Origin of the sequence: Flavobacterium sp. FlaQc-57, assembly GCF_044007395.1 — a bacterium.
GTDB lineage: Bacteria > Bacteroidota > Bacteroidia > Flavobacteriales > Flavobacteriaceae > Flavobacterium.
In genome coordinates this window covers 445,752-460,052 of record NZ_JBIPDA010000003.1, presented here as the reverse complement: position 1 = coordinate 460,052, position 14,301 = coordinate 445,752, and the positions used below count along the sequence as shown (strand labels likewise).

The following is a 14,301-nucleotide window of genomic DNA, read 5'->3' as shown; positions in this document are numbered from 1 at the left end:
ATCCCTCGTTCCTCGGGGTGACAAGATTGTACTTTTTAACTCGACGTTTGGTTTGCGTGAGGGATGGCAGTGGAGCTCTTTTTTAAGGCAATTTTTCTTTGCCTTAAAAAAAGCGGGAACGTACAGCCCGACCCTTGTGGTCACGCCCAAAATATCATTAATAAAACAACCAGTCTATTGCTCCTTTTTCTCCTGCATCGATATAACCAACATCGCGTGGCGTAATGGTTTGATTGGCATCTATAAATCCTAAAATCAATACTCTTCCTTTGCCTAAATCTAATTTATTTTCACCCGGTTGAAAAGTGTATGTATGAATATTTACACGTGGTAATTCTTTTAAATTCATGGCGCTTGCCAAAATTACCTCGGCCTGACCGTGTGCATTTCCTGCCGCATCTGTTTCTAAACTTGGTGGAAACAAAAATCTCTTTTGATCTGAATTAAAATAACCAACAACCAATTTTACGGCTTTGGTATTTTTGAATTTCAAATGTGTTCCGTTCTCGTTTTGAGAAGTTTCATCAAATGTAATTCCTTTTAGGTTTTGCAATTCCGGTGCTACTTTTGTAAGTTCAGAAATTGGTGTTCCGTAAACTTTTGTTCCATTTTTTACAGCGTAAGTTCCTTTGCTTTCACTCAATAAAGTGACCTCTGCTGTTTGCCATGGTTTAGCTTCTTTAGTTACTATTTTACCATCTTTGGATGATTTTAGTAAGTCTAAATTTCTTTTAAAATTAACTAATTCACGCTCATAATGAGGCAATAATTCTGCCCATGTTTTATTGTTTCCATCATCGCCACCAATTGGAATTCGTCGTTGAGCCGTTTGCATACTATTTGCGTAGTAATAGGTATCTTTCGTTAGTTTTACCAATAATTCATAATATTCTATGCTTTTCTCTAAATGAGGTATCGCTTTATCTAAATCAGCAATATCATTTGAATAACTGTATCGCAATACCAATAATGCAGTCTTTACTTTTTCTGAGAAGAAATCGGCGAAAGCTTTATAAGCATGTATATCATTTTTAAGACGTAAAAATTCTTCTTTGTCTTTAGTTACACTTGCTTCGGCTTTATCAATTGCTTCAACTGCAAGTCTTCCATGTTCAGTGATTTCAGAAATAATCTGAGTTGGAAGTTCACCTGAATGTGGTTCTTTATTCCACTCTTTTTTAGCGTATTCTAAAAGCAATTCTCCCGCTGGTCCGCACGACTCATGAAATCCAGGATAAACACGCCATTTTGATGGATTTACCAATTGGCTTTCGAACATTCCTAATAATAATGTTTGACGGTTTCCTTCTGTAATTCCAAAACGTCTTAATGTTTTGGGAGCAATTTCTCCTGTTTCTTCGTATGCTTTTAAAATGTTATTGGCACCTTCTTTATCTGTTCCGTATTTCGCAGCTAAATCTTTGTCCCAGAATTTAACTTCTTCGTTTTTGTCTCTTTTACTGTCCCAAGCATATCTTGCCCATGCTTTGTACCAAATCCAGTCACGATCCATTTCGAGTATTCGTTCGCCAGTTTTGGTTTTATCTGCAGAATATGGCCAATCCCAATACGATGCCTGCGGATATAAATGCAACGCATTTGCACCGTGAACGCTGTGCATAGCTTTAACTGTTTTTTGGATAAAATCTGGAGAACCATATCTAAAAGGTTCCAGATTTGCCAAAATATGAACGTTTTCGATATGAATAGATTTTAACGCACTTAATTGTTTATGCGTTTCTCCCCAAGGTCCTCCCGGCGTGTAAGTTGTTAAAGATTCACCTGTATATTTACTTTCTGTGTACAGGTTTTTATATAACGGAAGTGATTTTTCCATCACCAAAGGCCCATCTGTATCGTGCGAACGCAAAATAATTGGCGGTTCATCAGTTCTTCCCAACGCTTTTAATCCGTCCTGAACTCCCGGAATAATTGTTTTGGTAAACCATTCAACATCATCATCAATTGTATTTATAGCTTCTCCAAGGCAAACTAACAATCCAACATTTGGATATTTTTCGATAAAAGCAGCGATCGATTTTCTGGTATAATCAGAAAGTAAAGGCGTAATTGGTCTTGAACGATCTTGCGTTTTCATATTATAATGTTCTGCAAAAGGCTTAGAAACTATAATATTATAAAACATCTGAATCACCCAGATTCCTCTTTTGTTCGCTTCTACAGTCAGAAATTTATAAACTTCTTCGTTCTTTTTAAAATCTTCTTCACTTACTTCTAATGCAAACGGATAATCTTTAAGTTTTACCAATGAAGCAAACGGATGTCCGTTCCATAAATACAACGAGTTCATTCTATTGTCAACCATCATATCCAAATACTTGATCCAAAGTTTTTTATCATAAAACCAAGGAAATGTTTCTGGTGTATACGGATATTCGTAAACATCTCTACCTGGAAGATAGGTTGTTTTTTGCATCCCAATACAAGCACCTCTCAATACCATTTCAGGACTATCGTCTTTATTTATTTCTGACGGAATTTTTCCTGAATCTTTAATGCGATCTACTAATTCCATTGCACCATACAAAGCTCCGGAAGCATCTGTTCCTTCTACGTAAATGATATTTTTTTGGGTACGAATTTGAAAACCTTCTTTTTTAGTCAGTTTACTATCGTCTATTTTTGCACTTTTTGCGTTTTGTTTCCAAAAATCAGTTCCTTTTTCGCCAATAACAATTACCTGATCTTTTGATTTTGATATTTTATTAGACGATGTTGTTTTAAATCCTTTGGCAGATAATGTTTCAGATAATTTTTCGGCTCCAAACTGTGCTCTTGGTGATTTTGAATCACTAACAATAGTAACATTTTGCGCTGTCGCGAAAGAGACGTAGAAACCTAAAAAAAGTAAGCTTAAATATTTCATTGTAATGTTTTTTGTTCTTGAAATCTTATTCTGTTTAGTTTGTCATTTCGACGAAGGAGAAATCGCACGCGTAACCACAATACTGTAAAATCTAGTGTGATTTCTCCTTCGTCGAAATGACAAAAATGAGATTTTATTCTTTTGCCACAGATTAAAGGATTTTCACAGATTAAGAAAAATCATTGTAATCTTTTTAATCTGTGGCTATAAAAATTAGTTTTGAAAAATGCGTTTTAAATACGCCACATTTGCTCCATAATTGGCCTTAACATTATGAACTTGAGCTACGTCACGGGAACGCTCTACTATTAACCATCCGCTCCATTTCATTTCATCAAGCGTTTTCTTTATCTCAGGCATATTAATGGCTGTATCGTTTTCTAACCAAACTTTATCTGTGTTTGATGCATGAATCTGTGCCAAATGTTTTTTACCTAAAATTTTTAATTCAGTCGGAATATCTCTTCCATTATCAGCTGCATTTGCAAAATTGAAAGAGCTTTTAATGTATTTTGAACCAACTTCTTCAAGTAGTTTTTTCTCCTCTGTTGCATTCAATGAGGTTTCAATCGCAATTACTCCTCCTATTTTCCCTACTTGTTTTCCTGCCCATTTTAACCTTTCAATAATTACAGGACGTAATTCAGGATTTTTATTCAAATCGCTTTCTGTACCAAGCGGTAAATAAGCCACTTTTACTTTCATGTCTTTCATTGCTTTTACACAATCTTCGATCATTGGTGCGATTGTTTCTCTTTTAGCAAAAGATTGTGCATAAAAACCAGACATAGCAATCGAACTTATGTCAACATTTAACTCTTTTGATTTATCAAGGAATTTTTGTCTTTCGACCGGATCACCCAATTTACTGTCAAAAGTTGGTCTGTTTCCTAAACCTCCCATATCCAATTCGATTCCGTCCGCTTTTATTTCTGCCGCCAGAGCAAAAGAACCAAGCTTTTGTCTTTTTAGAATCATCCAGTCGCATACTGCAACTTTGTATTGTTGTTTGTTTTTAGATGACTGCGCCGTTGCGCAACTATTGAAACTCGCCGACAAAACAACAAGCATTGCAATAAATAAATTTCTTTTAGATTTCATGCTTATATTTTTTTTTGCCACAGATTAAAAGGATTAGAATGATTTTTTTCTAATTAATATCTATAATCTGCTCAATCTGCGAGAGTAAAATTTTTCACGCAGATTTAGCAGATTTTTTTTTAAATCAATTGAATCCTTTTAATCTGTGGCAAATATATTTTTAAAATTACTCTTCTTCGGCCTTAACAGCGGTTACGACTTTGTTTTCGTCGCCCGGCCAGATTCCGTTTTTGATAGGAAGGGTTTTTAATTTACTTGGATCAATTTTTACATACTTCAATTTCTCTCTTCTCCAGGTATAAACGATATGCACCATTCCGTCAGAACTTTGAATCATTGACGGATAAGAATATTGACTGATTTTTGAATCTTCTAAAACCAAAGCCGCGTTCCAATTAATTCCGTCTTTAGAAACCGAAACATTCAATGGCGTTCTAGGTCCTTTTGCTTCCGTTCCCGGAGGCAGAACATGATTGTAAACTAACAAATGTCTTCCGTCTTTAAGTGTTACGGCATCTGTTCCTGAATTATTATTTGGTAAACCAATCAATTCTAAATCTGACCATGTTTTTCCGTTATCCTTAGAAAATGTGCTGAAAATAGCTCTATTTCGAGTTCTTCCAATTGCTTGAATACGTCCGTCTTTATGAAAAAGAATACTTGGCTGAATAGCATTTATTTTTTGTTTACCTCTTGCTAAAGTATCACCCATTATCCAGGTTTTTCCAAAATCCGATGTGCTTTCCATGCGAAGTCTCCAACCGTCGCCTTCTATACTTGACGGACATAATAATGTTCCGTTACTTAATAAAACTGGTTTGTTTTTGATTGGTCCTAAGAAACCATCAGGCATCTTTTTAGCCTCAGACCAAGTTTTTCCGCCATCAGATGAAGTTCTGATTACGCCCCACCATTCAGATGGTTTTGGTCCTATTTTGTAAAAAAGTATTAAATCGCCACCCGGAACTTGATATAAAACCGGATTCCAAGTTGGTAATCTTGGCCCTTCTTTCATCACACCATCCGCAACTTTTACACCTTCGCTCCATTTATCACTTCCTTTAGGTTTGATGCTTACATAAATACAAACATCAGGATGTCTTTCGTGAGTTCCTCCAAACCATGACGAAACTAAATCTCCGTTTGACGCTTCGACAATTGTAACGGCGTGGCAAGATGGATAAGGTGCTTTGTCATAAATAAATTCATCTACTAAAATACCTTCTTTCCACGTTTTTTGCTGCAAAGCAGTTTTACAACTTCCTAAAAGAAATAAACTAAATAAGACCAAAGTCAATTTTACAATCTTCATTCTTAATTTTATTTTGAATTAAAATTTTTGATTTTTAATGCATTCTAAATAATTTTTCGCACAAAATTATTTGTTAAGTGTAAAAATGACACTAAAAAATTAAAAATGTATCCTGTACTGTCCCGAAATTTTTAAAATTAACGTTTAACGCTAATATTATAAGAACCCGATGACAATGTCAAAATAATTGTATTGTTTTCGACTTTGTAAGTTGGTGAAGATTTATCTATTTTTTTTGAATTCAAACTCACATTCGAAATATTATTTGTTGGCAAATAAACCACTCCCGAAGTATTGGCAGGAATAGTAATCTTCCATTGCAAAGCTTTTTTATCCGTTTTCCAATTACTTTTAATAGTTCCGTGAATAGATTCGTAAGATGCGTTTACATACGATAATCCCGTTTCGAAATCTGGTTTCATAATGATTTGCTTGAAACCCGGAGTTTCAGGATTACTCTTGATACCGGCAATATTTTCATAATACCAAATCAATAAATCGCCCAAAAGCATTACATGATTTTGCGAATTCATTTTAGGGTCGGCAGTGTTTCCGTTCCACAATTCCCAAATAGTTGTCGCGCCGTTTTTCGCCATATAACCCCAACTTGGATAGGTGTCATTCGAAGCTAATTTATAACTCAAATCCGGTCTTCCATATTCAGATAATGTTCGCATTAAAAACTGAGTTCCAATAACTCCAGTACTAATATGTCCTTTGTAAGTTACTTCGACCTCATGAACTATATTATCAAATACTTTTGACTGAAGATTTTCCGGAACCATTCCAAAAGCCAACGGAAGTAAATTTGCTGTTACTGTATTATTGGCATAATTGTTCTTTGCAACATTGAAAAACTTGGCATTAAATGCTGTTTTAATTCTTTCAGAAAGTGAATCGTAGTATTTAATATCTTCAGAATTTGTTCCATTAATTGTCGCAAACTTCCTCATTTTTTGCAATAAATGATAATAAAAAGCGCTGGCAATTAATTCGCCATTTGTGGTTCTTGCTGAGTCTTTTGAGTGAATTAATTCTAATGATTCTGGCGGAACACACCAATCTCCATACTTATCTTTGGTCATTAAATCCTTAACCAAATAATTTTGTTCCATGTAAACAATCCATTTTTTCATGGATGGATAATGTTTTTCCACAACTTTTTTATCTCCAAATTGTTGATACAACATATCGGCAACTGTAATATAAGTTCCTGGCCATGTAACATTATCTCCGTAATAACGCCAGAATGCAGGCGCAACATCCGGAATTCCACCATCGGCAGTTTGTGCGTTTTTAATATCATCCAGCCATTTTGCATATAAGGTTTGATTATCGAATAAAAAACTTTCGCCATAAGCACCAGTCGTTCTGTCTCCCAACCAAGGCTGACGCTCGTTTCGTTGCGGACAATCGATTGGCATTCCTTTGTAATTTCCACTTATTCCCCAATACGCATTCTTGAAAATCTGGTTCATCGTAGCATCAGATGATTCAAAAGTTCCGGTTGTTTTAATATCGTCGTAAACCACTTTTCCTGTAAAATTATCTACAGTTGGTTTGGTTGTAAATCCTGTAACTTCTACAAAACGGAAACCATGAAAGACAAAAGTTGGTTCCCAAGTTTCTTCACCTTCCCCTTTTAAAGTATAAACATCTGTAGTTCTTGCATCACGTAAATTTTCGATATACAAAGATCCATCGGCTTGTAATGATTCGGCAAACTTCAGTTTTATTTGATCACCACTTTTTCCCTTAACTTTTAGTTGCAACCAGCCTACCATATTCTGGCCCATATCTAAAATATAAGTTCCTCTAGGAGTTTGCTTGATTGAAATTGGTTTTACCTCTCCCTTAATTTGCATATTCGGAGTCATTTGCGCTTCATAAAAACCGCCCGGTTCTTGCACATACTCAGCTAAAAACCACTTTTTATCATCAAAATTGGTAGTATTCCAATTTTTCATTTCTTTGCGTGCGTCGTATTCCTCGCCATCATATTCATTATTAGATAAAATAGGCCCGTTTGTAGTTACTTTCCAGGTATCATCAGTTCTAATAACTTCTTTACTTCCATCTGTATATTCTACAAACAATTGCAAAGCCATTTTTGGATAACCAAAAGTTTTAATTTTATAAGGTTTAAAATCCTGGCGCATCGTAAAAAAACGTCCATTTCCTAAAATAGTTCCCAACATGTTTTTACCTTCTTTCAATTGAGAAGTCACATCAAAAACATTGTATTTTACATTCTTAGTATAATCTGTTGGGACGGGAGCCAAAACCTGATCGCCAATTTTATTTCCGTTAATGTATAACTCATACAAACCCATACCCATGATGTAAACCTTGGCACTTTTGATTTGCTTTTTTAAATTAATTTCTTTTCGAACGTATCTTGCTGATAATCTTGAATATTGAGAAATACTATCTCCAATTGAAGTTTTTTCATACCCAATCCAACGTGTTGATTTCCAATTAACATAATTCAAAATCCCCATACTAAAATGAGCATTTTTTACAGATTGAATTTCACCTTTATTCGTCCAAATTGTTACTTTCCAAAACGCATTTTGTCTGTCTTCCAGTTTTTTTCCTTTGTAAATAACATTAATTGATTCATCACTTGTTACTTTTCCACTATCCCATAAATCGGCTTTATTAGAATTTAAATTCTCTAAAGTTGAAGCAACGATTATTTGATATGCCGTTTGCTTTACATCATTAACATCCGCTTTTATTTGCCAGCTAAGTCTAGGCTGAACGACATCAATTCCCTCGGGATTGTTTAGCATTTCGCATTGCAAATTACTAACGTTGATTTTAGTTTGGGCTTGCGCCGAAATAGAAATCAATGTTATGATAATGAATGTAAGATGTAAAAAAAACTTTTTCATGGTATTATATTTTATTGTCTTTGCGATGATTCTATTTCACGCAGATTTTGCAGATTTAAGCTGATATTTGCAGATTTTATTCTCATATTTCTCATGTCAGAAAACCACAAATTATCCACAAAATAAGAATAAAAAAATCCTTTTTAATCTGCTTAAATCTGTTTAAAATCTGCGTGAAAAAATTCAGCCTAACTATTTTCAATTTACTCAGAAACCAACTTCTCCAATCTCTCAGAAAACGCAATTTCTTTTCCGTTTTTAAGGATTCTGAAACCTTTTCCTTTTTTATACTTTTCTCCGGTTTTATCCCAAATAATTGTAATTATATTGCCGTGATACAGTACATTATCCAAACAAAACCAATCCCATTTTTCTTGTGGAATCAACGGATTTACTTCTATCTTTTCATCTGCTCGCGGACGCAAACCAACTAAACCTGTAATCATTAAATCATTAAAAGTTGAATGATTGTAATAACGGCTTCGTTCTCTGTCACCCATTAACCAATATCCGGTAGTTTCATCCAAATACTCTCCAAGATAAGGTCTTCCGCGGTAATATTGCGATTCTACATACAAATTCATTTGTTTGAAATAATCTGTTTTAGCAACAAAATTCTGATCGTAATTATTTAAGACATTCGCCAAAGCCGTTAACGTCTGCGAACTTGCAAAAGGCCAAATTGCGCCATCCCACTCACAAGTTCCAGTTCCGTGCGATCTAAAACGCGGACTTCTGCGTTCTGCCGTTGTTAATCCAAACGGAGCCGAAAATCCTTTTTCATCCTTAATTTGTTCCCACGCTTTTTCGAAACCTTTGTCTTTTTGTGGTAAATTAAAGTACCACGGTATAAATCCAATTGCTTCTCTTACCTGCGCTAAAGTATCTTTTTCTGTGAACGTTTCAAAGAATTCACTTTTGGTATTCCACAATTTTGTTTCAACTAATTTCTGAAGCGTATCTGCTTTTGCCTCAAAATAATGCTCTTGTTTGGTATCACCTTTCATCTTCGCCATTTTAGCCAAAGCTGTCGCATTTCCAAACATATAACTGTTAATCGTTGGACGCGCATTTCTAAATTTTCTTGCGCCACTCAACGATTCTTCCATTCCGTCTTTTACGTCAAACTGCCAGAACAAACCATCTTTGCGTTTTCGATCACCTTCCCAAGCTGCATATTCAGCGACCAAATCCGGATACATATCCAACAAGAATTTATCATCTTTATTTACCAAATAACGATTGTACAAAGCATCAGCTGTCCAACTACTAAACTTTCTGAGTTTTTCCATTGGTTTTCCATCATTTCCTCTAAACCATAAATGAACATCCTGCTCTAAATATTCCGGATTGTGCAACCATCTAAATTCGTTGATATGATGTCCCAAAGCACAACTAATCATATTGTATTTATCAGCATACGAACGATCTACCAAAAACTCTGTAATGGCATATCCCTGAGGCGTTTTTTTAATATGTTTACGCGCGCTCCACCAACGGAAATAATAGATTTCTTCAAAATTTTGCTGCGGACATTCGAACAACGGAATGTTTTTTTCCATCCAAGTCCAGGCAGAATCATTCGGAATTGCAAATTTTAAATTCTCATCTTCCATCGTGTTGAAATAATCAACATAATGTTTGAAGTTTTTTCCTTTAAGAATCGCAGATCTTCCTTGATTTGATGCACTTGAACCTGATTTGCAACTACTCGTTATGCTGGCAATTACTATTGAAAGCGCTATTATTTTATATTTGAAATGTTGTAACATCATTACTTTATTTTATTTTTTATTGTACAATTTTGTCATTTCAAGTCTCGTTCCTCGAAATGACAAAACTAACTTATACTATATTTAAAAAATTAATTTCCATAAAAAGTAAAAGTCTGTCCAGCTTTCATTTCTATATCATATTCATTGTACTTTGGCAATTCTACTTTAGGCAATTTTGCTTCTTTCGCTATAATCGGTTTCTTAACTTCTACATCATAAAACAACGGATTTGGATTTTTACCTTTTGCTTTTCTAATATTTATTCCTTTTTCAGGTCTTGACTTATAAGTATCGTAAATTGGAGCTCCCAACAATTGAGGACTTGAAGCTTGTCTTCCGTCTCTTGAAACATAAGTAAAATGTTCTGTAACAAGTTTATTTTCTAAACGCAGTCTACAATTCCCTCCTATTTTAGAATGGATTTTCAACATAAAAACTTTATTATTCTCCCACATCATATCAATTACAAATCCGCCTCGTGTAACCAAACCTTTGATATTTCCGTTTTTCCAAACACTTGGTAAAGCGGGTAATAACTGAATGGCATCTTCCTGGCTTTGCATTAACATTTCGGCAATTCCTGCGGTGCAGCCAAAGTTTCCATCGATCTGAAATGGCTGATGCGCATCTAACATATTCGGATACGTTCCACCGCCTTTTCTTTGTTCTGCTGTTACCAAATGCAATTGATCTTGTAGCAATTTATAAGCGTGATCTCCATCTAACAATCTGGCCCACCAACAAACTTTCCAGCCCATTGACCAACCTGTCGATTCATCGCCTCTGTAGTTTAAGGAATTCTTAGCCGCTTCAAATAATTCTGGCGTTTTGATTGGCGAAATCTGATTACTCGGAAATAATCCATACAAATGCGAAACGTGCCTGTGTTTGTCTTCCGGATTGTCCCAATCTTCCTGCCATTCCTGCAATTGACTGTGTTTCCCTACTTTCATTGGCGGCATCTTGGCCAACGCCTCTTTTATCTTTTTAATATAATTTTCGTCAGGTGAAACTATTTTTGAAGCTTTAATAACGTTCGTAAATAAATCAAAAACCAACTGATTATCCATTGTTGTTCCAGAAGCAATTGTTGCTTTTCCGGTTCCGCCAGCGTGTGTGTTTTCAGGAGAACTTGAAGGAACTACAACCAAATAACCTGTATTTGGGTCGATGATCATAAAGTCCAAAAAGAAATCTGCTGCGCCTTTCATTACTGGATAAATCTCTTTCAAGTAATTTTTATCGCCTGTATATAAATATCTTTCCCATAAATCCTGACTAACCCACGCGCCGCCTGTTGGCCACATTCCTGATGCTGCCGAATCTACGGGTGCGGTTACTCGCCAAATATCTGTATTATGGTGTAACACCCAACCGTTTGCATTGTACATCATTTTGGCTGTTTCGGCACCTGTAACACTTAATTCTTTTGCCATTTGTATAAACGGCTCGTGCATTTCTGAAAGATTAGTTACTTCTGCCGGCCAGTAATTCATCTCAGCATTGATGTTTGTCGTGTATTTACTGTCCCAAGGCGGCGTAACCATATCATTCCAAATTCCTTGCAGATTGGCAGGTTGACCACCCGGCTGTGAACTTGAAATTAAAAGATAACGTCCAAACTGAAAATATAAACTTGCCAACTGCGGATCGAATTGTTTTGAGAAATCTCTAATTCTTTCGTTTGTTGGTTTTTTCGCCAATTCATTTGTTCCTAAATCAAAAGAAACTCGATTGAAGTATTTTTGATAATGAGCTACATGATCTTTCTTTATTGTTTCAAAATCTTTTACTACGGCTTTAGCCAAAAATTCTTTGCTCTTTGCAATTTCATCGCCTGATATATCTTTGTAGTTTTTGAAATTGGTTGCGATCGAAATGTATAAAGTTACTTCATCGGCTTTATTAATGCTCAAAACTCCATTGCTGGCGTTGATTTCGCCACCTTTATTTTTGGCAGATAATCGTCCCTGAAATTTTACTTTTCCTTTTACGCCTTCAAAATTAGTTCCTAAGCCAGAAAGTATAATTTGATTTCCTTCTGTCGAAGCTACCGTTTTATCAATTGGGCTGTTCATGAAAACGTTGCAAGTAATTTGTCCCGGCTGACTGGCAGTAAGTTTTACCACAATAACCTGATCTGAAAACGCTGTTAGAATTTCTCTTGTAAATTCGACACCGTTTACTTTGTATTTTACTTTCGCAGTGGCATTGCTAATATCTAAATCTCTGTAATAATCAGTATATTTTTGATGACCGGCAAAGGAAATATAAACGCTTCCAAAAGTTTGATAAGGCATTCCGTCGTTGGTTTGCGACATAATATCCTGTGTTGCCAATTCTTGTGCTTCATCAAACTTTCCGTCAAATATTAATTGTCGAACAATTGGCAAAGCTTTCAATGATTTTGAATGTGCGTTACTGTTTGGAGAACCTGCCCAAATAGTTTCTTCGTTCAATTGCAAACGTTCTACTGCAGGATCACCAAAAACCATCGCCCCCAAACGTCCGTTACCCAATGGTAAAGCTTCGTTCCAGATTGCGGCTGGTTTGTCATACCAAAGTTTTAAGTCATTATTTTGTGCTGTTCCAGCAAACGAGAAAATTCCAAAACAGATTGCCGTTATTTTATTTCTTAACTTCATAAATATGTTTTTTTTTCGCCACGAATTACACGAATTGGCACTAATTTCTTTTTTATTTTGCCACAGATTAAAAAGATTTATACTGATTAAAAATCTGCTAAATCTGCGTGAAAAATTATTCTCGCAGATTTAGCAGATTATACAGATAATAAAATCTTTCAAATCCTTTTAATCTGTGGCAAAAAATTAAATTCGCGCTAATTAGTGTAATTCATGGCAACCTTTTTTACTTCTTAACTTCGTAAACTTTATTATTTTTCTCCCCGAACATTTCATATAATTTATTGATATCCTTCAAGGCATTTTTAGGTAAGTTTTCAGCTTTGTTCCCAAAAACATATAATTTATCATACGGTTCAATTACACAAGTCGATTCGTCAATTTCGCCTTTATCATTCTTTACTTTATTCAAATCTAAACCTAAATATTTTGCCATAAAAGGATATAAAGCCATTCGCTTTGAAATTCCAAAATCGTGTCCTTCTTTCGCAAAATGAGCATTTTCGACTAAATCTTTTTTTCCGTACAATGCATAAGTTCTCTGAATAAATGGGAATTCTAATTCCGGAACTGCAAGCGTCCAGTCTTTTCCATCAGAAACAATTAATTGAGGTTTTGGCGCCATCATTGCAGAGATTTCAGCGTTATTAGTTCCGTTTCCACAAAGGTGAATTCCGCGACCGCTTTCACAAGGGCAACCGCCAGAGAAGTGTGAAGAAACCATTACAACCGGAGCCGAGACAGTAATTCGATCGTCTAACGCGGCCAAAAACATCGTGTGCGATCCGCCGCCTGAACCTCCGGTAACGCCAACTCTCGAAATATCAGCATTTTTGGTTGTTGCCAAATAATCTAACAATCGAATTCCGCTTAAAACCTGAACAGTTGATGCAATGCTATTTCTATGCGTTTCTTCTGGGAATTGAAGTAACGATTCTCCCCACGCAAACAAATCGTAACTCACTACAATCGCGCCCATTTTTGCCATCATAGCGCAACGATATTGCTCGTCTTTTCTATATCTGCCATCTCCAAAATGTCCGTCTGGAGTCAATATAATTGGTGCTTTTTTATTTAAAGGATAAGGTCTGTAAATAGAGCCTGTAGCATAAACACCTGGTAAAATTTCTAGTCCAATATTCTCAATACTATAATCTTTATAAATTCTTTTTGGCGTTAAAATTGGTTTTGATTTTGGCATTGGTGGTGCTTTATCTAAACCAAAAGATGTTATCATACACGCTTTCAACTCTTTTTTTCTTGCTTCCCATTCTTTCACATTCGAATATAAAGTCGTCAAATAATCCAAACGCTCTCTTCCTTTATCAACCGAAACTTTATGATTTTCATATTTTCTGATGATATAAGTGCCGTCTGGTTGTTTGAAATACATCAATTCAAATGGCGCCAAAATATTAGTCAAAGAAATTGCCAGATTTCCCGGTTCTATTCTCCAATCGGCATAATCAAGTTCTTTTCCTTTTAATAAACCTCTATCATCGTTTATAGTAACATGAAAAGCAGTTTCGATTTTCTTTATCGTTTCAGAAACTGGTTTTCTGAAATTTTCGTCAGAGGTTATTTGTGCATTTGAAAGTGTTAATGCAAAGAATGAAATTGCTATATATATGTATTTTATTTTCATCATTTTATTGTTTATTAAACTGGCTTGAAATTGAACGCG

General features: G+C 35.3%; 7 protein-coding genes. All 7 read right to left on the bottom strand.

The window, feature by feature from the left end:
* Positions 1-157: 157 nt before the first annotated feature.
* Positions 158-2,887 carry a glycoside hydrolase family 20 zincin-like fold domain-containing protein gene (locus ACHRVZ_RS12770; protein ID WP_395422924.1) on the bottom strand — a complete coding sequence of 910 codons (2,730 nt, stop codon included), beginning with the start codon at positions 2,885-2,887 and terminating at the stop codon, positions 158-160.
* 213 nt (positions 2,888-3,100) lie between these two features.
* Entirely contained in the window at positions 3,101-3,988 is an 888-nt protein-coding gene (locus ACHRVZ_RS12765) for a sugar phosphate isomerase/epimerase family protein (protein WP_395422923.1), read from the bottom strand.
* Positions 3,989-4,154: 166 nt separating this feature from the next.
* On the bottom strand, positions 4,155-5,300 hold the full coding sequence (locus ACHRVZ_RS12760; RefSeq protein ID WP_395422921.1) for an exo-alpha-sialidase: 1,146 nt from the start codon (positions 5,298-5,300) through the stop codon (positions 4,155-4,157).
* Positions 5,301-5,437: 137 nt separating this feature from the next.
* Positions 5,438-8,197 (bottom strand): family 78 glycoside hydrolase catalytic domain, encoded by a 2,760-nt coding sequence (locus tag ACHRVZ_RS12755; protein ID WP_395422919.1) that lies wholly within the window; start codon positions 8,195-8,197, stop codon positions 5,438-5,440.
* 203 nt (positions 8,198-8,400) lie between these two features.
* Complete coding sequence (locus ACHRVZ_RS12750; RefSeq protein ID WP_395422917.1) at positions 8,401-9,972, bottom strand: MGH1-like glycoside hydrolase domain-containing protein; 1,572 nt, start codon at positions 9,970-9,972, stop codon at positions 8,401-8,403.
* A gap of 89 nt (positions 9,973-10,061) precedes the next feature.
* The gene (locus ACHRVZ_RS12745; RefSeq protein WP_395422916.1) at positions 10,062-12,617 is read right to left on the bottom strand and encodes a glycosyl hydrolase family 95 catalytic domain-containing protein; all 2,556 of its coding nucleotides are present in this window, start codon (positions 12,615-12,617) and stop codon (positions 10,062-10,064) included.
* Between the two features lie 226 nt (positions 12,618-12,843).
* Positions 12,844-14,265: an acetylxylan esterase gene (locus ACHRVZ_RS12740; protein WP_395422915.1), complete on the bottom strand. Its 1,422-nt coding sequence runs from the start codon at positions 14,263-14,265 to the stop codon at positions 12,844-12,846.
* Between the last annotated feature and the right edge of the window lie 36 nt (positions 14,266-14,301).